Genomic DNA, 24,319 nt, shown 5'->3' on the forward strand with positions numbered 1-24,319 from the left:
AAAGGTTGTGACATACCGTCTCTGCCTGCACATTCATCAGTGATTAAAACGGTTTTAATACCGGATTTCTCACACTTCTTACAAATCATTAAGAGGTCGGAGTCAGGATTGCCATAGCCTTCTTCTGATACAATCACGGCATCGGCACCCAGCATGGTTGCCAGTTTTACCGTATAATCGGAGGCACGCACCTTCCCGGCCAGGGTCGTGTGTTCAGGTACCATAATGACTCCTAAGAAATTAATTTCCTTGCCATGCTGGGCATACAGGTCATAGATCACGGAATTATTTTGGTGCTGGTATGTCGTAATCTTATCGCAAGCAGCAACACAGTTGCCGCTGACTACCGCGCCATCCAATTCCTCATTGGGATGAAGCAGGGTCGGCAGGATATTGGCCTGGTTGACACCATAAATATAGGTGTCGTGTAAGAGTCCCTGGGTAATATTCATTTGCGCGTAAACCACCCTGGGCAAATTAGGATATTTGGCGGTTTCTGCAAAAATACTGCCAAGTTCGAAGGTAAGTATCTCATCCGGGGTTACATTCCCGGCCAGGCCCACAAACTCTGCTGCCCTAAGCCCGGCAACCCTGACGGTTTCTTCATGAATATGAGGCTGCAGGCCTTCTGCCACCTGAATATCCACTGTTAAATTATAGGTTTTGGAAAAGGGCGTCCACCTGGCCCCCTCGCCCCACATATCAATGACACCTTCCTGAAAACCAACAATATCACCCACGGTTACAATTGCGGCACCATATAAAACATGGGTTCTGCCGTCGCCGCACTGCGCCTGCTTGGCCGTAATCCCCGGAAAGCCGTTAATACCGCCTTGCACCTTTACCCTAGGCTCAATTACGTCTTTTACCGGGATGATTCTTACTTTTTCACCTGGCTTGGCTACATCAAGCCTGATATCTTTAATTCTTTCGTCTTGCTTCAGAAAGGCGATCAATCCCTCTTTATCGACGCATAACACTCCGTCTTTTACAGAAGTCTCACTGCCTAACTGAATGTCCTTAATATGAATCCGGCCAATTTCCAACTTCAAAACATTCACCCCCTATTGTTTTTCCAAAGTCACCAAAGGTTGGGCGACTCATCTAACGCCGCTTCCAAAAGTATCAGATCCATCATTTTGTAATCTTCATCATGCGCAGAGTCAGGTTTGCGAAATTCCATATGCCGCTGGTATTTACTAATGCTGTCCTCAATAATTACGGCAGAGACATCATCCACCCTTGCCAGCTTCTTCCCTAAGATTACAGAACGAAACGGCGAAAACAACATCCGTAAGCTGGCAGCCAGCGGGTGGCTGATTAGTTCATAGCCTTCGTGGACTAAATCCCGTACCTTAATCAAAGTCTCCGCTGCGGAGCCTTCCACAAATACCATATTAGCTTTGCTTGCCGTTACTGCGGGATTGTTAGTGACGATCAGGTAGTTCATTACAGGCACTCCCTCTTTCAGTAAATTTTAACGCCCGCTGCCGGAGGAGTTTTACCGGGAATTACTATTTAAACATATTTAATGCAATTACTGTGCCAAGACCATTTAGGGCAGGTATAACACTGTTTTGTCTTAAAATTATGAATTTTTCGTCTTGTTTTCGGACAAATTTTTCCAGTCCAAAGACTGGAACCTTCCTTTCAGCCTGCTACCATTGCTATATTCAGCCTGTCTTATTTTAGGACGAATTAGGAAAGCTGCTGGTTTTTGCTGCGCCTTTGCCCTCGCGCTTCAACTGAAAAAGCACCCAATTTGCTTGCTCTTTCAAAGTAAAGATAACTGTCTCATTTTTGGATATCACTATAAAACATGCTCGCCTGACCCCGATTAACTCCTCCACATTGCCTAACTCCGTCCCGCAAGTAATCACAAAGGGGTACGTTTTTAGCGTCTCTTCCATGTTTTCCCGCAGCAGGCCATCCCCTTTCCCCAATGTCCCTATTTTCAGTGCCAGTGACTTACTTCGCCCCCGGATATGATAGTAGCTACCTGCTCTTTTTGCAGGTAGCTACTATCATACTTTTAGCCTTCTAATTTACCTGCCCGGTAGGCGGTTAAATAATTGGCACAATAACTATCGCGTCCGGCAATGGTCTCAGCGGCGATTATATTGGCCATCATCTGCTTGTCTAAAGGATTTATGATTAAGCCGTCTAAGCCCCGGTCAATCGCCATTACGGCAAACGACTGGTTCAAGAGCTTCCTCAGGGGCAAACCATAAGAAATATTCGACAAGCCGCACATGGTGTGAACCCCTTTATAAGTTGTCATAATCCTTGCAACGGCTTCTAAAAATTCAATGCCAAATTCATCTTTCGTAGACACCGGCTGTACCAGCGGGTCAACATAAATATTGTCAAGAGGGATATTGTTTTTTACTAAACTATTGATAAGCTTATCTGCTACAGCAAGCCTGGCATCTGACGATTCAGGCATCCCTTCATCACTCATGCACAAAGCCACTATCTTGTGCTTGGTGCCGGCAATCAATGGTAAAATGCCGTCATAGCGCTCTTTCTCCAAAGAGATGGAGTTTATCATGGCGACTCCTTTATGGGCGGCCAGTGCTATTTCAATAGCTTTTGGATCCGGGCTGTCGATACAGCAGGGAGCGTCTGCAGCCTCTTGTACAATTTCCACAAGCCATTTTAAATACTCGGCTTCTTTATGCACAAAAATTCCGGCATTAACATCAATATAATTGGCGCCTGCTTCAAACTGATCTACAGCTACTTTTTTAATCGCCGCCGCGTCTTGGGCTTCAATTGCGGCTTTAATAGGTTTACGGCTCGCATTGATCAATTCTCCAACTATGAACATTTTCAATCACTCCTTTATAATATTGACACATACCATTTAATTGCAAGAATTATGCCAGCAAAAAAATGACCTGCCAATTATTTGTATTGACAGGTCATTTTTATGGTATTAGCCGGCAATAAGCTTATCACACAAAGTTACAGCTTCGTCGGCAGTCTCCGCCCAGGCATCGGCACCAATCTCATCAGCAAATGCCTGGCTGGTCGGGCCGCCGCCAATCATGACAGTATATTTTTCACGGACATTCTGGGACCGGAGATAATCAACAATCGCCTTTTGCGCGGCCATAGTAGTGGTTAGGAGAGCCCCGGCGGCGATCATGTCGGCGCCTACTTCCTCAGCTTTGGCCAGGAAACTTTCTGCCGGCTGGTCAATACCGATATCATACACTTTATACCCGGCAGCCGTCATCATGGCGCCAACGATGTTTTTGCCGATATCGTGAATATCGCCGGCGACTTGACCAAGAACAATTTTTCCTTTGGCTTCGCCGCCGGTGGCACCCGATTCGGCAACAACAGGTTCCAGCATGTCAAGCCCGGCTTTAAGGGCATCTGCTCCCATCATGACATCAGGCAAAAAGGCTTCCCCGGCTTTCCACCTTATGCCAAGTTCTTCAATTCCCTTGATCAGACCGTTTTGAATGGCTGCCACCGGATCAAGCTTGTCATCAATAACTTTCTGTACATTTTCAGCTACCATCTCTTCATCACCATCAAGAATAGCCTGCCTTAAATTTTCAAAAATTTCACTCATAATAATATCCCATTCCTTTCGCTGTGCTCATGGCACAAATTAAAGTTTCTATTTTTGTAAATTAAACTTACATCAGCTTTGCAAATACTCGGCTGTCTTTTTCTTCATGAACTCATTAAGCGCCTGGCTAATCTGGCTGTCAAGCGCCGGTGCCTGGTATTCGTCCAGCATGGTTTTCCATTTGCGCTCCGCCCGCTTGTTGGTGTCAAGCCCTTCTCTCGCCCAGCCGTCATAAGACAGCCGGTCGCTGAGCTGGGTGCGTCTAAGCTCTTTAGCGTGGTTTTGTTTGGTATGTTTTTGGGTAAGGAAATGTCCTCCCGGGCCGACTTTGGCAATAACATCAAAGGCAAACTTGTCCTCGGTAAACTCGATGCCTTTCAAATACCTGAGAACCATACCGGCAATTTCGCTGTCGATGATGAATTTTTCATAAGACATGGCCATAAAATACTGCAATATCCCGGCTGTGTGCAGAACGAAATTAATCCCTGTCGTACTGGCAGCCATCAGTGTCATCATTGACTCGTAACCGGCCTGGGCATCAACAATTTTAGCATCACTCAAACCGCCGCCACCCCGACTGGGAACCCTGTAGCATCTTGCCATCTGGGCGCTGGCTGAAGTAAACAGCGCTCCTTCAGGGTTACCGATAGAAAGTGAACCTGTCTGCATATCGGTGATAGCTGAAGTCGAGCCGTAAACGACAGGCGTACCCGGGTTAATGCTCTGGGCCAAGGTGATGCCTGCCAATACTTCGGCATTCTGCAAAGCCAGTGAACCCGCCATAGTTGCCGGTCCTGTTGACCCGGCCATGACCAACGAAGCAATTACCACTGCCTGGCCTGCTTCCGCATAGGCAAACAAAGCACCCAGCATGCGGTCATCATATTTTAACGGGGTAACTGAATTCACAAGGCATATTAACGCCGGCTTTTCTTTAATTACCTCTCTGCCGCCAAATAACAGGGCTGCCATCTCGATACTGTCACTGGCCTTGTCATAACCGGAAGCACTTCCCATAAAGCATTTATCAGAATGAATTATGGAACTGTACACCATCTTCAAATGTCTGATTTCATCAGGAATTTCGGTAGGCTCGGCGGCATTGCCGCCAGTCATGTGCATAGCAGGACTCATATGGGCCAGCTTTACGAAATTGTCAAAATCATCCAGGCAAGAACTGCGCTTTGTGCCGTCAGCCTCGTGGATAAACGGCGCACCGTAGCCGGGCATATAAATGATATGTTCGCCGCCAACCACCAGGTTATTTTCGGGGTTGCGCGCATGCAGAGTAAACTCGGCTGGGGCTTTTGCCACCTGCTCTTCGACAAATTGCCGGCGGAAATATACCCGCTGCCCTTCTACCCGTTGCCCTTTAGCCTGCAAAGCATCAAGCGCGGGCTGGTATTCAAACACTACCCCAACCTCACTTAAGATTCTCATACTCTGCTCATGTACCTGATTTACCTGTTCAGGTGTCAATACATTAAATTTTGGTAACATGGTAAGCACCTCTTTATATTTTTTATAAAACCTGCCGGGTTCCCTATTGGGTTAGAATAATTTTAATAACGGATGCTCTGCAGTGCCTAGCTTGGTGCCGGCAACCTTGGTCGCATAACCCATCATTGCATCAGTTGTGGCAATGCCGCGATATACCCACGGAGCATTCATAATTGGGCCATAAAGCAGGAAATCGGCCCCCTGGGTTATCGGATAGGTAAATACTGCAGTGCCTGCCGCTTCAAAATAAGGCGAACCTTTGGACCGCATTTTTTTCCACAGGTATAACGCATTTGAGGGAGCGCAGCCGCCAGGATATCCCATCTGTTCTTTTACATCATAGATGGCCTTGGTGGTCCAGCTGTTGCTGGCGACATCAAGCACACCGGGATCAACCAGAAACTGTTCAATACCGGCGCGTTTAGCGGCGGCAATCAAGCCCTCGTGTTTGTCGTCCCCCTGCAGCAGCTTTAGCCGGCTGCTAGGCTTAAGATGCTTTTTGCTAAAAGCCAGGATTACGGCAGTCTTTATCCCGAATTCCTTAATAACGCTAAGCTCGTCCTCGGTGTAGTTTTCTTCGATGGAATTGTAAATAAGGCGGTTAATAATGGCCGGGTCTTTACCTAACAACTTTAATGCCCCTGTCCGGATTTCCGGACTTACGCTGTCAAGCAGCAACGGGGATGCGGTATGTTTGAGAATGAACTCCACATGGCGGGCCAGGGCCTCGGGAGTATCTCCCAGCACATCGATTATCCGGGGATTGCCGGTCTCGGCACTTAGTTCGGCTTCCTGGTCAAGTAACGCTTTGGCTGCGGCTTCATCAAAGATACCTTTGGCTGAGTCCTGAACAATTTTGTGACCCCGGTAAAAAATACTGCCAATAAGCACGGTGGGAAATTCGCCCGGTTGTCCTCCAATCTTCACCCCATTGATGTCATACACCTGTTGTTCTGCGGTAAACTTGAACAATTGCCTCACGCTCCTAAATAATTTGTAGTATACTTAAATAATCGGTTGACTTAATGTGATGGCTAGCTAAACCTCGAACTGCTGTGTCTAGATAATATCCGGCAAAAAAATCCACCGAAAAACTCTAGACTAGCCATACACCTGTTAGTAATGCAATTACCATGCCAAAATGGCGATTATAGTGAAATGTTTTCTTGAAAATATGAGACCCTTGAGAAAAGTCATAATATTTTCGCAGAACTGTGTTTTCTGGTTAATTCTGAATTTTTTATCTAGTGAAAAAATTTTTGTCATTTATTTTGCCAAAAAAGTATGGCGAAAGGGATATATCAACAGTTAGACACTAAGTGAAAAATTTTTTTTCATTGAAAAAATTTTAAACTGCATGTAATGTGGTATATATCCCATATATATCCTGCAGAGCAAAAGGGAGGCACGATATGACCGATAATGCGAAAAAAAGTCTGGAAGAGCTGCGTAGGGAAAACCGCTTATTGCATGAAATTATTGACGCGATATCGGAAGGAGTTTATGCCGCAGACAAAGATGGTACGATCCTGATTTATAACCGTGCTTTTGAGAGGATTGAGGCTACTGAGCGCCAGAGTATGTTAGGCAGAAAAGATACGGAGGTATATTCATTACCGCCGATGTCAAACCTCCAGCGCCGGGCCGTGCTGCAAAGCAAAGCTCCATTATTGGGGCAATGTATGACATATCAGTTATATACCGGAAAAAAAGTTGATATTGTTTACAACTCCTATCCCTTTTTGGAAAATGGGGAAATTACGGCAATTTACTCGATTAACCGGGATCTCCCGTCCATAAACGAATTATTAATAAGTGTTGTGAATAGCTTTGACCGCAGCAAATCTAAAAACCGGTTAAACGGTACTAGTTTTACGCTTGACGACATCATTGGTGTCAGTCAAAGCATCAGGCAGTCGGTCAAACAAGCCAGAAAAATAGCACCAACTCCATCAACGGTGATGATTTATGGGGAAACCGGTACAGGCAAAGAACTTTTCGCCCAGGGCATCCATAATGCAAGCAGCTATAGCGCACGTCCCTTTGTTGCCGTCAACTGCGCTGCTATACCTGAAACCCTGATGGAAAGCCTGCTTCTGGGAACAGTAAAGGGAGCCTTCACCGGTGCTATTGATACGCCGGGCCTGTTTGAACAGGCTGAGAACGGTACATTGTTTCTGGATGAAATCAATTCATTAAGCCTGCCGCTGCAGGCCAAGCTGCTCAGATTATTACAGGATAAGAGGGTGCGGCGCCTCGGCGATAAAAAAGAACGTAAGATCAACTGCCGGATAATCAGCGCAACTAACCAAAGTCTCTATGAAATGGCAAGCAAAGGCTCGTTCCGTGAAGATCTGCTTTACCGTTTAACACCGGTAATCCTGCACATTACTCCCCTGCGGGAGCGCCCGGAAGATATACCGGTTCTAGCCTTTGAGTTCATTTCCCGCTTTAATAAGCAGTTGAATTTACATATTAAGACACTGAGCCCGGAGTTGTTAGAGTTATTTTCCCAGTACAACTGGCCGGGCAATATCCGCGAACTAGAGCACGCCATCGAAAGCGCTATGAGCATTGTTGAAAATACGGCTGCAGAATTAATGGTTGAAGATTTGCCTTCCTTTTTGCTTAAACGAATGTTTGGAAATTTTGCAAGCAATGTAAATAATTCCACAGAAGTTGAAAGAACAGCGGCTATACAGCTAACAGAGTACTTGCGCCAGTGTGAAACCGATTTGATCAAAGGGATTCTAAGGTTTAACAATGGCAATGTGAGTGACAGTGCCAAGCAACTGGGCATATCCAGACAAGACCTGCATTACCGGCTGCGCAAGCTGGGAATTAAGTCGGCCACATATAAGCCAAGCCTATAAAGAAAACACGACTTTCACTAAGCCGCTTTTAACTCTTTTCACCTTTCTCCTGAGGCTGCAGGCAGAAGCCGGGAGTTTTAAGCGGCTCAGTCATCAGTTAGCCTTTTTATGCAGTTTTTCCCGTTACAACATTTGGCACGATATTTGCATTATTATAATGTGCATTATGCAAAAAATTTGAAACAGGGATGCTCGCTTCCGCCGGTTGAGAACAGGCTGTAGCTGTATAAAAACTCATTAGGAGGTAACTATGATGCAAACGGTAATTTTGGCTTGCCAAACCATGAAAGACGAGTTGGAACTTGTCATGCGGGAGTCGGGAATAGAATATCCGGTAGTATATTTGGAATCAGGCCTGCACAACTCTCCGGAAATGCTGCGCGGGAAAGTTCAAGAGTGTATCGACGCACTGGCGGCCGATATCATTCTTATGTTGTTCGGCTGCTGCGGCAACGGCCTGGTAGGAATAAAATCCGCCAAAGCCACACTTGTAATCCCCCGGATTGACGACTGCATTACCATGCTGCTTGGCTCCACAGAAACCCGCCGAAGCATTCCCGGCGAAACGAGTACCTACTTTTTAACCAAAGGCTGGCTAGACCCTGAGGGCAATATAATGTGGTCTTATACAGAATGGGTCGAGCGTTACGGCGAGCAAAAGGCCCTGCGGTTAGTCAAAAAAATGCTGAATCATTATACCCGGTTTATGATCATCGATACCGGTGCTTATAATCTGGAAGATATACTGCCCAAGATTAAAGACTCCTGTGAAAAATTCGCTATGCGCTATGACATTATGCCGGGTTCGCTGCGATTAATACACCTGCTGCTGACAGGCCCCTGGTCCTCGGAATTTATCGTCCTCAAGCCTGGGCAACAAACCTGCCTAAGCCATTTTTACCCAACATTGGCCCCAACTGCTGCTGATTAGCTGCAGGACTCCTCCGGTCACCGGCAACAACGACTATGCCGGGAGGACATCGCTATTTACATGTATTTGAAATTTTACCGCGAAATGGCTTATACCGGGCAGGAAAAATCTTATGAGATGTTGAAGATTGGAAGCGGGCTGCGTCTATTAATATGGATCTCCGGAATAAAGGAGGTAATATGTTGAAGAAGTATGGCTCAGACATAATTGATCTTAAATCGATTCAGGATTATATCCAACGGGTAGCCGATGCCTTTGCGGCCGTACTTGATTATGAGGTTGCTGTTGTAGGAGAGTACCTGGAGGTCTTAGCAGGGACGGGAAAGTATAAAGATCAAATTGGAACCGTCTATGGTTCAGGCACCATCAATTATCAATTACGCCGCACGCAGAAGAGTTTTTTATTATATGACCCCCTGAAATGCAGGCTATGCCAGAATTGTAGTCTTCGGAAGAACTGCAAGGTATTGGCAGGCTTGTTATACCCGATTAAACTTGGCACTAAATTTGCCGGTTCAATCTCCTTATACGCCTTCGATGACACGCAAAAAGAGAATTTGTTAAAGGACTCTGCCAAGCTTGAAACATTTTTACAGCATTTAGTAGAGCTAATTTCTGGAAAACTCAATGAACGGGCATTATATAAGCAATCAAAGAAAACGGTTGAACAATTCGATACCTTGATTAATTCTATCCGGGAAGGAATTGTGGCGGTCGATTATCATGGAAAAATAACGCATGTCAATCGCTCTGCCACCGATCTTCTTATGGTACCGGCTAATCTGCTCAATGGCTATATGATTGAAGAGGTTTTTGCAGGAATATCTATGGGCAGGCTCCTAAAAATGACTAAGCCCTATATTGAACAAGATATATTTTATAAATATGGCCAGCAAACCTTGCATTTCATGAGTACCATTACGGAAGTAAAGTATGGAGAAGCTATTAACGGCTTTGTTTTTTCCTTTCGCTCCATCGGGGAAATGCGTAAGCTGGCCGGACGTTTTATCCATGCGGAACGCAAGTATACCTTTGACGGCATTCTTGGCCAAAGTGAGGAAATCTCCAGTATTAAAAAGAAAATGTGCAGAGTCGCGGCAACCGATTCAACGGTTCTGATCACCGGTGAAAGCGGCACCGGCAAGGAGCTTTTTGCCCGTGCGATTCATCATGAAAGTTTACGCAAGAAAGGGCCTTTTATTGCTGTAAATTGCGGGGCTATTCCTGAGAACTTACTGGAAAGCGAGTTGTTTGGCTATGAGGAAGGGGCTTTTACCGGGGCACGGCGCAGCGGCAAACCAGGCAAATTTGAATTAGCCAATGGTGGAACCATATTCCTTGATGAGATCGGTGATATGCCCTTGCACTTACAAGTCAAACTCTTGCGGGTATTGCAAGAATATACGATTGAACGGGTAGGCGGGACTAAGCCGCTAGTTATCGATGCCCGGATCATTGCCGCTACCAACAGGAATCTGGAAGAAATGATACAAACTAATCAATTCCGCAGTGATCTATATTATCGTTTGAGTGTTATACCTTTCCGCATTCCTCCTTTGCGAGAAAGAATGGAGGATTTGGAGCTGCTTATTCATTGTTTTATTCAAAAATACAATTTGATTTTGGGGAAAAGAATTAAAGGCTATACCAAGGATGCTCTGGCAAGAATGTTTGAATACTCCTGGCCGGGTAATGTGCGGGAGTTGGAAAATGCCATCGAATATTCTGCTAATGTTTGCCCAGATTCCTTGATTAATGCAAACTATCTTCCGGATCGAATTATTAAGCATATTACAGCCTTACAACCGTCCCAGCCCCAGGAAAGTGTACAATCTATCGCAGATTTAGAGAAAAAGGCAATAGTAGAGGCATTAAAAAGATATGGTACAAGCAATCATGCCAAAGAAAATATTGCGAAATATTTAGGTATGAGCCGTTCAACGCTTTATCGGAAAATTAAAGAGATGGGTATAAATATACAGTAGAATTCACCATTTTTTACGAAAACCGCGTTAGCGGTTTTTTTTATTGGCACAGTTCTTGCTACTTATTATTTCCATATCGGTAAAGGAGGGATTGATAGTGCCTATAATACGCAAATGTCACTTTATGTGGATTGCATCGAAAAAAGAGCTGTGGTGGTGAAACAGGGCAAAAGGTGTTTGAGGTATAGTGCACGTTTTAGGAAGGGAAGAGATAATTTGTGGAAAACGAACAAGGATCAAAAAGCAATATTGTTTTGTACGTTTCAGCCGCTATAGCCTTACTGTTTATAGCATTTAGCATATTCATGACCGAGCAAATGGGGAAAGCGGCTAATGCCGTATTAAGCTTTTTAACTACCAATTTTGGCTGGTTATATCTATTGTCAGTAGGAATCTTTATATTGACCTGCCTTGGTGTTGCTTTCAGCCGTTTTGGCAAAATCAAGCTGGGGCAGGATGACGAGAAACCGGAATTTACCGATTTTCAGTGGTTTACTATGCTTTTTGGCGGCGGCATGGGTATCAGCCTGATCTTTTGGTCGATTGCAGAACCCATGGTGCACTATATGTCCCCGCCTGTCGGTCAGGGAGGAACCCCGGAGGCCATGCTCCTGGCCATGCAGTTAGTATTTAATGATTTTGGTCTCCATGTCTGGTTTATTTATACCATTTGCGGTTTGGCGCTGGCCTATTTCCAATTTCGGAAAGGCCTGCCATGCTTAATCAGTTCGGCTTTTTACCCGCTCTTAGGTGAACGCATTCACGGGCCTATCGGCAAATCCATTGATATTCTGGCAGTATTTGCCACCATATTTGGCGTGGCTACCAGCTTAGGCCTGGGTTCCAGCCAGATTGCCGCCGGTTTGCAGTATGTTTGGGGAATTCCGGCAACACCGGCGATGACGGCTGTCGTCATCGCAATCATGACGGTAATTTTCACGTTAGCCACTGTCTCCGGCTTGCATAAGGCTATGCAGATGGTTGCCGACATCAAGATCTGGCTGTCGATTGCTTCCATGGTATTTATCTTCCTGTTCGGCGGTGCGGTTTTCCAATTGAATTTGTTTACCCATACACTGGGTATGTATATGCAAAACTTTGTCGGCCAGACGCTGTGGATGGCCAACATTGAGTGGACTACCGCGTGGCCGATCTTCTACCGGGCCTGGTATATTGCCTGGGCGGCCTTTGTCGGCCAGTATATTGCCCGGATCTCCAGAGGTCGTACTATTCGCGAATTCATTTTGACCGCAACCTTTCTCCCTGTCGGTTTTAGCTTTGTATGGCTGGCAATATACGGCGGGGCAGCTTTCCAGCTGGATGTATTATCAGGTGGTGCCATTCAGGCAGCTGTTAAAAACGATTATACAACAGCCCTGTACGTAACACTTCAACAACTGCCGTTTTATATGATTACCGCCCCCTTGGCAATGCTCCTGATTATAGCCTCCTTTGCCGGCTCCGCCAACTCGGCTACCTTTGTACTGAGCATGCTGACCTCAGGCGGGGACATGAACCCCAGTAAAAAACTGCGTGGGTTCTGGGGCATTGCCCAGGGTTCTGTCACGATCATGCTGATTCTGGTCGGTGGCACTGCGGCCATCAAGACCCTGCAGACAGCCTCCATCGCCGCGGCTTTTCCGTTCATGCTGATTATGCTGGCTATGTGTTACAGCATATATAAAGCGCTTTCTGAGGAAAAGGTGTAAGGCCAACACGGTGTAAAAGGACAAAGCCAACCACATTTTTAGTGGTCGGCTTTGTCCTTTTTGGGTTATTACTCTTTATTAGTATTGTAATCCCTGTCGTTGAAATAATTTAGCCAGGAGGATGTCCGGTGCAGATCCCAATTGCAGGGCGGCATGTATTTATCCTTCATCCGTTCTTCTTTACCGTGCCCTTTAAAGCCTTCATACATTGTTACATAAATGCACTTTTGCTTGCCGGGATAGACCTCACACCAGCCGTCGCGGCTGCCGCCACAGGCTCCATTACGCTGCTGCTTGGGACATTGAGACATTGGGCAGATAAACCCCAGCTCATGCATGGCGCAATCGCCACAGAACCGGCATTGGTTCGTCATTGTTTTGGTAGTGTATTCGGCTATGGTAAACGGTTGTTTCAGCCAGGATTTATCGATATATTTCGCAATAGCTTTGTTCATGGGATACAGGGGCGCCTTATGATCAAACGCCGTCTCATGCACCATATCCATCAGCTTCAGTCTTAGCGAGGAATTGCTCGAACCTGTCCGGGTGCGGTCAACAGGCTGACAGGTGTTCAGCTGGGTTGACTCATCCTGTTCAAAGAAATAGAAGCCGCCGTCCTGAGGATGATTAAATTCAGTCCTCGCGATATCCTGCCAGTCAGCGCTTAATTCCTCACCTTTTTCCATAATATACTGTATATCGGCATAACCCATACCATGGCCGCCGATATTGACGCCATCATATTGTAAGCCCTTTAATACCGCATATTGCTTGGCGGCCCGCAGCAATTGCAGCTCTTTTTTATTGCTTTGCGTAGCTTCTTCCTCCAGCCTGGCCACCAGGGAATCGGTCACCACACAGCCGGGAATCAAATTTTTATTCATCATCTTGGCTACCGGCAGTGACAGTACAAAGATATTGCCGATTAACGGCACCGCCAGGTTGTGCATGTCGACATATTTTTTCAGTTCATCAAATTTTCTGGCATCATAGCCCAATTGAGTGATAATAAACTTTGCGCCATTGGCGATTTTTTTATGAAGTTTATAATATTGTGCCATGGTTTCGGCTTCTGTTGATTTGAAGGGGGAAACAACAGCTCCGGCAAAAAAATGAGTAGGCGGCAGCTTGGTATAGGCACCGGCATTCATTTTAGTAATCATCCGGAGTGCATGCACCGCATCAAAATCGAAAACCGGTTTAGCATTGCCGGCATACCCCTGGATGGGATAGTCGCCGGTCATCACCAACAAATTTTCAATATCAGCCCTGTCCAGGGCATACAGTTCACTTTCCAGGGCATTTCTGTTTTTATCTTTAGTAGTATAATGGACAATTGGCTCAATCCCCAGCCGCTTGGCTTCCACAGCCATAGCATAGGCCGCAATGGCTGACTTTCCCCCAGGGTTGTCCGTAATAGTGACGGCATTAATCCTGGCGTCTTTAGCCGCCAGCTCAGCCATTTTCACAAGATGCTCCTGCGCCTTTTCCCGCGCGCCGCGCCCTGGAACCAATTCCCAGGTTACCGATAGTTGCGCCGAATCAGCCAACGCTTCACGTAAAGAAGGTTTAGTTGTCATACTTGTCCCTCCGTCATATTTATCTTGCCTCTCGTCAAATGTCAACTACGCACAGGTACTGATTGTTTTTTGAGGTAAGTATATATATTTTAACGTATTAATCATAACATTTTCATAAAGTTCACAATACTATTATTACAAAATAATTACAAATATAAAAGCGGCAGGGCAATTTTTGCGCTTTTTTCTATCTAAATTTTGAGGGGCGTGTCGCAAAGCAATACGTCTTTTCGCGTAAAAAAGAGAAAAATCGACTGGAGAAGGGAAAAGAAAACTCCAGCCGATTTATGTATGAACAAGCTGTTATTTACGGATTATCAGGGTATACTCGCCGCCATTGCTGGTGCATTCCACCTGATAATTTTTGGACTTAGCAAATTTAATAAGGTTCTCTTTAGCAGCAGGTTCGTCGACAATGGCGGTCACCGCCGCCACTTCCGCCAACGCTTTTTGCGTCTCCATCAGCGGCATCGGGCAGCTCAGGCCCCTGAGGTCCAGCTTCTTTTCCATATTATCATCCCTCCACAGTTGTAGTCAGTTTTTCTCTAAAGGCAAAACCGATACCGGCAGTGATGATGATTCCGACCACTACCGCAAGCTGTCCGTTCAAAGCCACGCCTGCCGCACTGCCGGCAATGTTGAAGCTGTGAGCAATACCGGCTCCGGCCAGCATGCCCAGCACGCAAACAAAAGCATCAGTATTGCCTTCACCGGCCATAATAAGCTGTCTTAAAGGGCAGCCGCCGGCCAAAACAGCCGCCAGACCGGTGAGGAACAAGCCAAAGAAGTTCCACAAGTGCATGGTATGCGCAAGCGGCTGACCGGTATAACCCAGCTTGAAAAAGCCGAAATAGTGGTTGCCGGCAAGAGCGGCGAGAAAAATAACAAGGTATATCTTGAGCAGATAGGTATCCCGGACTAAAATATAGTCGCGAATACCGCCGCTCAGGCACATCCGGGACCGCCACGCCAGCGCACCGGCTATTAACCCTGCTATCAGACTGACGATAACCGGGGCATGGAGCGAGCCGGGTCCACTAACACTAAATTTCAAGAATGCCGCATGGGTAGCCACACTTACTAACAGAACAATTGCCACTACAGCCGCCAGATAACCGGTGGAGCTTTTCCCGCCGGTATAAGCGTGGGCCCGGCCCAGGTTATACCCATTCTTCAGAAAAACAATCCCGGCGACAACGCCGGCAGCAAAGCCGGCCAGACCTGTCAGGCCGTTCAGGTCGCCCCCGGCCAGCCGCAGGATACCCCGCAGCGGACAACCCAAAAATACCAGCGCTCCGATCATCATCGTCGCGCCGAGAACAAACCGGATCGCCGGGTTTGAACCGCCGCGCGGCCGGAACTCACCGCGGATTTTTGCCATACTGAAAGAAGCCAGAACAAATCCTAAAATTTCCGGCCTGACGTATTGTAATACCGCTGCCTGGTGAATCCCCAGCGCTCCGGCAATATCCCGCAAATGACAGGCGGCACAAAAGCCATAATTGCCTGGATTGCCTGCTTTCACCAGTAGGACTGCCCCCAGCCCAAACACAATTCCGGTCGCAATAATGAGCATCCAATACATAATAACCCTCCTAAAAAATAATATTTAAATATTTATAAGAATGCAAGAAGCTATCAAAAAGAAGCGCACCCTGCCGCGTCATCAGCGCCAAGCAGACCTGCCGCATCTGCCCGGCAGCGGCGGCAATGATAAATCTGCGGCAGATAAGAGGATACCGATTTTCGTATGCAGGCCATTTCCGCTTCTGTGGGAGCCGCAAGCCCTGCAAAAGGAGTATCGTGGACAGGAATCAGGGGTATGCAGTTCATCTTGTCTGCTCCCCAGGCGGACACCTTGGCAGCAATGGAAGAAATATGACCGGTATTAATACCGGGAAGCACCACCGAATTTATCTTGACCATCAGACCTCTTTGCTTCAGGCCAATAATGCCCTCTTCCTGCCGGCCGAGAAGAATTTGGGCGGCTTCAAGGCCCTGATAGGTCCGGTGATTCACAGTAACTGAACCATATATCTGCTGACCGATATAAGGATCAACAGCATTGACCGTTACGGTGACATGGGTTACCCCGGCGGCAACCAGTTCGTCAATATGGCCGGGCAGATTCAGCCCATTGGTAGATACACAGATTAACAGTTCGGGATGAGCGGCATGAACAGCGCGCAGCGTTTCCAGGGTTCGGTCCGGGTCGCAAAGCGGGTCTCCCGGACCGGCAATTCCTACCACGGAGATATCTGTTCTTTGCTGCAGAAAGCTGTTCAAAACTATCAGCGCTTCCACCGGTTTAAGAACATGCCGGGTCACTCCCGGGCGGCTTTCGTTAACGCAAGCATAAAGTCGGTTGCAAAAGTTGCACTGAATGTTGCAATCAGGCGCTACCGGCAGATGAATCCGCCCCCAGCGAGCACTGGCCTTTCCGTGAAAACAAGGGTGCTGATCAAAAGACCTTCGTTCGCGCATCGGGCGCATGTTGTTCATTCGAATTTCCTCTTTTTCCAAATTTTATAGCATCAACAGGGCAAGACTGCAGACAATCGCCGCAATTGGTACAGTTTGTTTCATCAGGCCGGGTTCCCATCTCGCACACCCGTAGACAGGCGTCGCAGTCATTACAGGCACTGGTTTTGAAAACACGGAAAATGGCCATACCTTTGAACAACTCAAGTAAACCGCCGGTGGGACAAACAAAGCGGCACCACAGGTTGGCTACCAGCAAGCCTGCCGCTGCCAGCCCTAAAATAATAAAAGTGCGAACCAGCCAGGCAAAGGAAGCATGCTCAAAAGAAAGCCGGACTGAATCTAAAACATCGCCGCCTGTCCGGATCGGTACCATCATCCGGGGATTATCCATCCCAAACCAGATAATTGCTACCGCCGCCAGAGCAATGGCCATCCCTGCCGGGGCAAACCGCACAAACCGGTTGCGCTTGCGCAGCTTTAGCAGCGAAAACTTGCCGATAAGCTGATTGACAAACCCGCCGGGGCAGAGCCAGCCGCAGAAAGCCCGTCCGGCAAGCAAAACCGATACCGGCAAGAGCAGCCAAAAGCCCCAAAAATAACTAGTAATCCTGCCCCAGCAGGTAATGACCGGGCAGGTCTCGCAACTCACAAAGGGAATCAGATACGGACAGCGGAAAACACCATAATAGGCCCATTGCCCCAACACCGCCAGCATCGCCAGCTGAACTCCTGTCCGAAGCTTCGTTAAGGCAATTCCCGCTGATTGTGTCATTGTTTGATTAGACATCTTTTACCCCCAGCTTTTCAATAAGTGTCCGGCCTTTTTCAGAACTGGCGGGAATGAAGCCATGACGCCCGAAAATCGCCTGGGCCTCGTCGGAACAGATAAAATTCACGTAATCATCGGCCAAAACACGGTCCTTGGCATACTTCATCACCCCAATGGTAAAGGTCAGCGGACCAGGTGGAAAAAGCGCTTCCGGAATGGAGATCACTTCCACTTTTCCGGCAAACGCGGTGTGAGTGGTAAGACGGCGTTCCACAATCGAGGCCGCTGCTTCACCTTTTATGATTGACGGCATCATTTTAATGACACAGCTTTCCTTTTCAATCATATTCTTAAGAACGGCCTGGTCAATATTTGCTTTTTTGAGTATTCCCATGACGGCATCTCCGCCCGGCGGCGAGGCGCCAAGCGGCAAAATAACCTTGACTCCCGGCTTGGCAAGATCCTGAACCGATTGGATTCCCGCCGGATTTCCCCGCGGCGTAACCAGGACATATTCGGTAAAACACAGGGGCTTGAAATAAAGCATTTTATTGTCAGACCTCAGCGTCTTAGCCAGTTGCAGCACCCGCCCGGCAAAAATTTCCGTTACCGCTCCGCCGATGAGCGATTTGCCCAGGGCGGCAGCGAAGGCCCCCGTATAATTAATCTTGATACCGTTTCGCTGCTCATACAGACTATTGGCTTCCCCGAAGGCTTCAGCCAGCCCGCCACAGGACCATACCTGCAGCGAATCAGCCTGGAACTTCCCGGCTTTCATTATACCAGGCACCGCAGTGGCGGCGGCGGCAGCAAAAGAGGCAATGCCCACCTTGAGAAAGCTTCTTCGATTTATTCCCTCTTTTTTATCAACCATAATTTACTCCTTTTATTTTAATAGCAACCGATTATCTAACTTCATCCAGCATCGCGAGAATCTCTGAATATAACTGCCCGTATTTAGGTATTGCCCGGTCTCTCGGTCTGGGCATATCCACCTGGATTGTCTCCCAGACGCTTGGACATCACGATAATGATACCCCGGAAAACTCAAGTCCCAGTGCCACGTTATCAGCCATGCATCAACGCCTATTTTATCTACTAAAATAAGCTTTTCGTGTGTTATCCTAACATAGATAATTAAAATGCACTAATTGTGTTTTTCAATAAATAAACTCAATATCTATTGATAATTTCTATAATACTTAAATACTTAATTTTTTTAGCCTGCTTGGCGATTTCCCTCAGTTTCTCTGCGGTTCTTTAACTGCCGGACAGCCGCATTGGCATCTGACGCATACAGGTCAGCCCTGATTTCATTGGCAAAAGCCGGGGAAATGGGACCACCGCCGATAATCACGGTAACTTTATCACGAATACCGCGTTTCTCCAGGTCTGCGACGACGGTGCGCATCCCCTCCATGGTCGTACTCATCAGCGTAGCCATAGCCACAATGGTGGCGTCTACTTCCTCCGCCTTATCGGCAAAAGCCTGCAAGGGAACATTGCGGCCCAAATCATACACTTCAAAACCGGCAGTCTCCAGCATGATTTTGACCAGATTTTTACCAATATCATGCGTATCCCCTTCTACAACACCAATTACTACTTTTTCAGCGTCTTGGTTATAATTCTGGGGTAAGCAAGGCTTAAGAATATCCAGGCCGGCTATCATGGCGTCCGAACAAAGCAGCACCTCAGGAATAAAATATTCCTGTTCTTCATACTTTTCGCCAACAATACCCATCCCCTTGACCAAGCCTGCCGTAATTGCCTCATAGGCGTCAATACCGGCGGCAATTGCCGCTTTTGCCGCTTCCTGCGCCCCGTCTTCGTCCATTTCGACGACGGCATTGGCTAAATTGTCCAAAATATTCTGTTTACTCACAACTGCACTCTCCCTGAAAAAATTTATTAAAATTATATATTTTTTCTATTTCATTAAATTAAACTCCTGCTTTTTTAGCAGGAGTTTAATTTATTATAGATAATTGTTTATACATATATTTAATAATTCTTTAACCACTTACCTGGGTGATTAAAGAAGCGGGAGGATATATTCATGAAAACTACCTGGAAGGATCAAATGACCCCCAAAGAACGGATGAAAGCCTTCGCGGCAGGCGAGTCTATTGACCGGATACCCTGTATGCCCTTGGTCACCGATCAAGTCTATAGCCTGGCCGGCGGCCCCATGTCCCAATATTATCATTCGGCAAAACTCATGGCCCAGGCTCAGATTCATGCCTTCGAAACCTACGAGACCGACTCTGTTGGCTCCGGCCCAGGGCTGTTTGGAATAGCCGAGGCCATAGGCACCAAGTTAGCATTTCCCGAAAATGGCATTCCCTTTGTTGCAACTCCGGTGCTTGACAATTATCAAGACCTCGACAAAATGGAGTTAATCGATCCCTACCGCTCAGGACGGTTACCGCTCATCCTGGAAGCCCTCAAAATCGTCCAGGATGCCGTAAAAGAACGCGCCGCCGTAGGCTGCTCGGTCGGCGGCCCCCTTACTTCGGCAGCAGCCGTTCGCGGTACTGACAAATTTCTCCGGGATATCTGCCGCAATCCTGCTCAGGTACACCGTTTATTGCAATATGTGACTGACAACACCTTGCTGTTCATTGACGCGCTGTGCGATATGGGCATTAAACCAAGCATCGCCGAACCGACAGCCTCCGGCACATTGATTAGCGCTAAACATTTCCGGGAATTTGCCAAACCCTACCTGAAGCAATACTCTGACCGGATTAGCAAACGGTGGGGCAGCGGCCCTTTTCTCCATATTTGCGGTGATACCATACCAATCCTGGCAGACATGGTTGACACCGGGGCTACCGTACTTAGTTTAGATAACCAGGTGGACCTGGCGGAAGCCAAAAACAAAGCAGGACATAAAGCCTGCCTGGCGGGAAATGTAAAACCTTATACTCTGTGGAAGGGAACCCCCCAGCAAGTAATCACAGAGGTGAAAGACTGCCTGAACAAAGCCTGCGACAGTCCCAAAGGATTTATCTTATCCAGCGGCTGCGGTCTCTCGATAGGCACACCGGCACAAAATGTACTTGCTATGATGGACGCTGCCAGACAATACGGCAAATGGCCGATTGATCCCGAGCGGCTGGTTTAAAACTAACCTGCTAAAGAGAGATAACCCCGCAGCAAATGCCGCCAGGGTTATCTTTTTTATTTTCTGTGTCAGCTTGTGACGGTAACCGATTTGCGGAAATTTTTCACTCTCCGGCATAAAAAGAACACCGGGTTTGCAAACACTCATTATTTTGGCTGAAAAATTCGCAGGTAATAGCTTGTTTAACCGGCAGGGCTATGTTAAAGACATTATGAAGAAAGTCTGCTGCAGCAAGTATGGCTAAAAAGGAATCACGCTTGCAGCATCTGGGACCGCTAAAACCGGCAATAGACTGCAGTGCGCAGGCTGTGGCCAAATTGCTTTGGCTCCATGTAGTTTGAGCAAGCGGAGTTGACCCGGTTATCAGACTTACAAATATGCCGACTCCCACCCCGGCGCCGCAAGCCCCGTAAAAGCCGCAAAATCCTCCTAAGACATTGCGGGCCCGCTTTTCAGCTTCGGCAAGCTTAGCCGCCTTTTCTGACGGTTTTTGTTTATGGTTATAATAGGCGGCGAGTAAAACCGCCGGTACTAAAAAATGATGTTCGGGGCCATGCATTTTTATCTGAGGACTATGCATCAAATGTATGGCCATCGCCACAGGATCTGTTGCTTCTGCCGTTAGACAATAGGTTTTGATCAGCTCATTTGCGGACGAACTATGACAATTATCACAAATAAAATGCCCGGCAGGACAGCTGATATTTGCGGTAAAAGCTTGCCGGCAATAATTACAAATATGTTCGGCTGCAGTTTCTCGATATGATAAAGCCGCGCCACAGATTAGACAGTCCTTGCTAATATCCATACAAATCCCCCGATTGCATTAATCTGTTCCATGGGTTTAAATAAAGGCAGGGCATAAAGCCGTAAGCTTACGGTAAAACAAAACCTCCTGCCTTATTCATTACAGGATAATAATTAGCATGATTTATTGCTTCAACGAAATCCCTGTGATCTCTGATAGTATCTTCAAAGAAAGTGGCAAACCTGCCTACTCTGTCCTGTTTGTGAGCATCACTGCTGCCAATTACCGGCAGGTTAAGCTCCCTTGCCAGCCTATAAGACTCTAGGTTATGATCATCAAGTGTACTGCCGTTAAACGCCTCTACTGCCGATAAAAGCCCTGACAGTCTTCTGATGTTATTGCCTAATCCCCGATTATTGTTTCTAAATGGATGAGCTGCTATTGTTGCACCATTATTTCTTCTCACCAGAGTCAGCAGTTCCTCTGCACTGGTTTTTTCATTAGGCAGGTCCTGTAAACCAAAGACTAATATGTCCCCTTCATGGGTTAAAATTTCACTGCCTACTATGACAAGAACACCCTCTATCATCGCTGAATCGCCGATATCATTTCTAAGCTTATTATTATCATGATTTGTCATACAAATCGCATCAAGTCCTATTTCCTTAGCACGTTTTACGGCTTCAGGCAACGTCATATGACTATCACAGGAATATTTACTATCATGTAAATGACAGTCAATCAGCATACAATCACTCCCATCATAAATACTTTATATCATATTTTCCTGCTATTGTTACATGTATTAATATATTTTATAGTATAAGTATATGTTAATAGTAAATTTCCATAAAGTCCGACCTTATATATTTCTTCTGCATGCACCTATGGTATATTTTACATATTATTAATTTGCTGAAAGGAAATCAAAACTATGAAGCTTGTCGAAATATATAAAGCGATACTCACGTTTCCCCCAGATACTGTAATTGGTGAATTTGCAGGAAGAGACAGCGTAGCTGCCATCCTCAAGGCACTGGAGGATGACACTATCAGCCATATCCTGCCGATAGCTACTTTTGCCCCCACCGAATATGGCGATTTTCGAATATTAGAGTCAAACTTTAATAGGATGAGAAATAGAGTTCAGGAGATATATGGTGATAAGAAAAGTATATTCCCACTCGTTTATTATAATAATTTCGACATGTGGAGTGTAATCAACGGCAGGCTCACAGATTATTTACTGAAAAAATTCGGCTTTTATACTCCCTGTATCGGCTGCCATGCTTATTTTCACCTTGTCAGAATTCCTATTGCCTTAAAATTAGGGAAAAGGATAATTGCCGGTGAAAGAGAAAGTCATGACGGCAGGATAAAAATAAATCAATCGGCAGAAGCGCTTAATTCCTATAAAAAAACAGCTTCCTACTTTAATGTGGATTTACTTATGCCAATAAGGAACTGGGATAATGGAGATGATGTTGAACAGCTCATAGGCTGGGACTGGGAGGAAGGAGAGGCACATCAGACTTGTGCTTACAGCGGAAATTACTCCGCTCTAGACGGTACGGTACTATATGAAAAGGAAAAGATTACTACCTATCTAAATGATTTTTTATTCCCTGTATGTATTATCCTGGGGAACCTGCTTGTACATAACCCTGATGCCTCTAAAAAACAGATGCTGGATGAATTGAAGAGACGAGGTTGCTTGCTGTGAAAACTGTGCTTTTATTATTAGACGGTTTGGGAGATCGGCCCCACAAGGAATTGAACGGAAAAACACCGCTTGAGTATGCTAATACACCTAATTTTGACAGATTAGCAAACGCGGGCGAAACCGGCATAATGATTCCCTGGAAGCAAGGTACCCCCCTTGGTACAGAGGTAGCTCATTTTATCCTATTTGGTTACGATATGAAGGAGTTTCCCGGCAGGGGAATAATAAATGCATTATCCCGGGATGTGCCGATAGAAAAGAATTCCGTCTATCTATGCACCACTTGGTCCTGGGTGGAAGAAAATCATGGGTTATCCATCAGACAGCGATGGACAGAAGGCTTGTCTCCGGCTGAAATAAACGAGCTGCGTAACGCCCTCCCGCAAACGATAAACGGAATACGCTTTGAATGGGAACAATCTTATGACTGTCACGGAGTATTAAGGATTACAGGCGATACTATCAGCAGCCGGATTTCAGATAGCGACCCCTTCTATGATGACAGCTATGTAATGAAGGTCGAGCCGTATGAATCAGATACTATTGCTTCCATACGTACTGCTGATGCTGTTAATATCTATTTAAAAACCGTCTATGAAAGCCTCAGATCATCCCCTGTAAATGTAAAAAGAAAGCAAGACGGGAAGCCTCTGGCGAACTTCCTGCTTACTAAATGGGCAGGAGAAAAGCCTGATATACCTTCTTTTGAAGAAAAGCATGGCATGAAGTCCTGCATAGTTGGAAACGGTTTGTTGATGTATGGCATTGCCCAATTGCACGGGATGGATTTTATCAGATACAAGGACTTTAAAGACGGAGTCAAGTTAGCTTTAGACAATGAATATGACTTTGTTCATCTTCATACCAAAAAAACCGATGAAGCTGCTCACACTAAAATCCCGATGAATAAGGTAAAGGTAATTGAGGAAATTGACTCTGCGGTTGAAGACTTGGTAAACAGTGCCCTGCATGAGAAAATACTGCTTATCGTGACCGGTGATCACACCACTCCCAGCTCAGGCAGTCTTATTCATTCAGGTGAACCGGTTCCGATAATGTTTATCGGGAAAAATGTGCGGGTAGATGATGTAACTGCCTTTGGTGAAAGGAGCTGCACAAAAGGCTCCATTAGAATGTACGGGTCTGATTTAATGCAGATGATACTGAACTTGACTGACCGGGCACAATTCTATAATTTCAGAGCAGGTTCAAAGCGTCTTAATCATATCCCGAAGAGCATTAATAAGTTTTAAGCAGACAGGCCGCACCCATTGCCGGGTGCGGCCTGTCTGCTTACA

Annotated in this window: 21 protein-coding genes and 1 pseudogene; 7 read left to right on the forward strand and 15 right to left on the reverse strand. The window is 46.4% G+C overall.

Annotated features, from left to right (window positions below; genetic code table 11):
* The 6 genes and pseudogenes from GT1_RS09560 to GT1_RS09585 all read right to left on the reverse strand — a co-directional run.
* Positions 1 to 1,052: glycine/sarcosine/betaine reductase component B subunit (locus GT1_RS09560; RefSeq protein WP_188398517.1), on the reverse strand; the 1,052-nt coding region annotated here is incomplete at its 3' end.
* Positions 1,053 to 1,081: 29 nt separating this feature from the next.
* The gene (locus GT1_RS09565; RefSeq protein ID WP_188398518.1) at positions 1,082 to 1,450 is read right to left on the reverse strand and encodes a GrdX family protein; all 369 of its coding nucleotides are present in this window, start codon (positions 1,448 to 1,450) and stop codon (positions 1,082 to 1,084) included.
* Positions 1,451 to 2,032: 582 nt separating this feature from the next.
* Positions 2,033 to 2,830: a methyltetrahydrofolate cobalamin methyltransferase gene (locus GT1_RS09570; RefSeq protein WP_075753598.1), complete on the reverse strand. Its 798-nt coding sequence runs from the start codon at positions 2,828 to 2,830 to the stop codon at positions 2,033 to 2,035.
* A 108-nt stretch (positions 2,831 to 2,938) separates the two neighbouring features.
* Positions 2,939 to 3,586, reverse strand: coding sequence for a B12-binding domain-containing protein (locus GT1_RS09575; RefSeq protein ID WP_075753596.1), 648 nt, complete (start codon positions 3,584 to 3,586; stop codon positions 2,939 to 2,941).
* A 72-nt stretch (positions 3,587 to 3,658) separates the two neighbouring features.
* A pseudogene (locus GT1_RS09580) lies at positions 3,659 to 5,104 on the reverse strand (trimethylamine methyltransferase family protein); the annotation flags it as partial.
* A 36-nt stretch (positions 5,105 to 5,140) separates the two neighbouring features.
* A complete protein-coding gene (locus GT1_RS09585) occupies positions 5,141 to 6,061 on the reverse strand; it encodes a tetrahydromethanopterin S-methyltransferase subunit H (protein ID WP_188398520.1) in 921 nt (306 codons plus the stop codon).
* Between the two features lie 440 nt (positions 6,062 to 6,501).
* Here GT1_RS09585 and GT1_RS09590 point away from each other — a divergent pair, with 440 nt between their 5' ends.
* The 4 genes from GT1_RS09590 to GT1_RS09605 all read left to right on the forward strand — a co-directional run bounded on the left by GT1_RS09590 (position 6,502) and on the right by GT1_RS09605 (position 12,587).
* Positions 6,502 to 7,962: a sigma-54-dependent Fis family transcriptional regulator gene (locus GT1_RS09590; RefSeq protein WP_188398521.1), complete on the forward strand. Its 1,461-nt coding sequence runs from the start codon at positions 6,502 to 6,504 to the stop codon at positions 7,960 to 7,962.
* A 250-nt stretch (positions 7,963 to 8,212) separates the two neighbouring features.
* Positions 8,213 to 8,893 (forward strand): DUF1638 domain-containing protein, encoded by a 681-nt coding sequence (locus tag GT1_RS09595; protein WP_223226147.1) that lies wholly within the window; start codon positions 8,213 to 8,215, stop codon positions 8,891 to 8,893.
* Between the two features lie 179 nt (positions 8,894 to 9,072).
* Positions 9,073 to 10,878, forward strand: coding sequence for a sigma-54-dependent Fis family transcriptional regulator (locus GT1_RS09600; RefSeq protein ID WP_075753586.1), 1,806 nt, complete (start codon positions 9,073 to 9,075; stop codon positions 10,876 to 10,878).
* 218 nt (positions 10,879 to 11,096) lie between these two features.
* Complete coding sequence (locus GT1_RS09605) at positions 11,097 to 12,587, forward strand: BCCT family transporter (RefSeq protein WP_075753584.1); 1,491 nt, start codon at positions 11,097 to 11,099, stop codon at positions 12,585 to 12,587.
* A 68-nt stretch (positions 12,588 to 12,655) separates the two neighbouring features.
* On the opposite strand, the gene GT1_RS09610 is transcribed toward GT1_RS09605, so the two are convergent.
* The 7 genes from GT1_RS09610 to GT1_RS09640 all read right to left on the reverse strand — a co-directional run bounded on the left by GT1_RS09610 (position 12,656) and on the right by GT1_RS09640 (position 19,305).
* Entirely contained in the window at positions 12,656 to 14,167 is a 1,512-nt protein-coding gene (locus GT1_RS09610; RefSeq protein ID WP_188398522.1) for a methylenetetrahydrofolate reductase C-terminal domain-containing protein, read from the reverse strand.
* A 303-nt stretch (positions 14,168 to 14,470) separates the two neighbouring features.
* On the reverse strand, positions 14,471 to 14,677 hold the full coding sequence (locus GT1_RS09615) for a sulfurtransferase TusA family protein (protein WP_075753580.1): 207 nt from the start codon (positions 14,675 to 14,677) through the stop codon (positions 14,471 to 14,473).
* 4 nt (positions 14,678 to 14,681) lie between these two features.
* Positions 14,682 to 15,752, reverse strand: a complete 1,071-nt coding sequence (gene yedE / locus GT1_RS09620) for a YedE family putative selenium transporter (RefSeq protein WP_188398523.1) — start codon at positions 15,750 to 15,752, stop codon at positions 14,682 to 14,684.
* A gap of 53 nt (positions 15,753 to 15,805) precedes the next feature.
* Positions 15,806 to 16,669, reverse strand: coding sequence for a radical SAM protein (locus GT1_RS09625; protein WP_223226148.1), 864 nt, complete (start codon positions 16,667 to 16,669; stop codon positions 15,806 to 15,808).
* Positions 16,629 to 17,438: a 4Fe-4S binding protein gene (locus GT1_RS09630; protein ID WP_223226149.1), complete on the reverse strand. Its 810-nt coding sequence runs from the start codon at positions 17,436 to 17,438 to the stop codon at positions 16,629 to 16,631. The genes GT1_RS09625 and GT1_RS09630 overlap by 41 nt, the downstream gene beginning before the upstream one ends.
* On the reverse strand, positions 17,431 to 18,294 hold the full coding sequence (locus GT1_RS09635) for a substrate-binding domain-containing protein (protein WP_188398524.1): 864 nt from the start codon (positions 18,292 to 18,294) through the stop codon (positions 17,431 to 17,433). The genes GT1_RS09630 and GT1_RS09635 overlap by 8 nt, the downstream gene beginning before the upstream one ends.
* Before the next feature lie 345 nt (positions 18,295 to 18,639).
* A complete protein-coding gene (locus GT1_RS09640; RefSeq protein WP_188398525.1) occupies positions 18,640 to 19,305 on the reverse strand; it encodes a corrinoid protein in 666 nt (221 codons plus the stop codon).
* A gap of 174 nt (positions 19,306 to 19,479) precedes the next feature.
* Between GT1_RS09640 and GT1_RS09645 the strand changes: the two genes are divergently transcribed.
* Complete coding sequence (locus tag GT1_RS09645) at positions 19,480 to 20,550, forward strand: uroporphyrinogen decarboxylase family protein (protein WP_188398526.1); 1,071 nt, start codon at positions 19,480 to 19,482, stop codon at positions 20,548 to 20,550.
* Between the two features lie 103 nt (positions 20,551 to 20,653).
* On the opposite strand, the gene GT1_RS09650 is transcribed toward GT1_RS09645, so the two are convergent.
* Together GT1_RS09650 and GT1_RS09655 are read right to left on the reverse strand one after the other, a co-directional pair.
* Entirely contained in the window at positions 20,654 to 21,358 is a 705-nt protein-coding gene (locus GT1_RS09650) for a DUF5714 domain-containing protein (protein ID WP_188398527.1), read from the reverse strand.
* A 67-nt stretch (positions 21,359 to 21,425) separates the two neighbouring features.
* Positions 21,426 to 22,046 carry a PHP domain-containing protein gene (locus tag GT1_RS09655; RefSeq protein ID WP_188398528.1) on the reverse strand — a complete coding sequence of 207 codons (621 nt, stop codon included), beginning with the start codon at positions 22,044 to 22,046 and terminating at the stop codon, positions 21,426 to 21,428.
* A gap of 186 nt (positions 22,047 to 22,232) precedes the next feature.
* Here GT1_RS09655 and GT1_RS09660 point away from each other — a divergent pair, with 186 nt between their 5' ends.
* Together GT1_RS09660 and GT1_RS09665 are read left to right on the forward strand one after the other, a co-directional pair.
* A complete protein-coding gene (locus GT1_RS09660) occupies positions 22,233 to 23,021 on the forward strand; it encodes a hypothetical protein (RefSeq protein ID WP_188398529.1) in 789 nt (262 codons plus the stop codon).
* The gene (locus GT1_RS09665; RefSeq protein ID WP_188398530.1) at positions 23,018 to 24,274 is read left to right on the forward strand and encodes an alkaline phosphatase family protein; all 1,257 of its coding nucleotides are present in this window, start codon (positions 23,018 to 23,020) and stop codon (positions 24,272 to 24,274) included. The genes GT1_RS09660 and GT1_RS09665 overlap by 4 nt, the downstream gene beginning before the upstream one ends.
* The last annotated feature ends 45 nt before the right edge of the window (positions 24,275 to 24,319 follow it).

Source organism: Sporomusa sp. GT1, from assembly GCF_014634905.1.
Taxonomy (GTDB): Bacteria; Bacillota; Negativicutes; order Sporomusales; family Sporomusaceae; genus Sporomusa; species Sporomusa sphaeroides.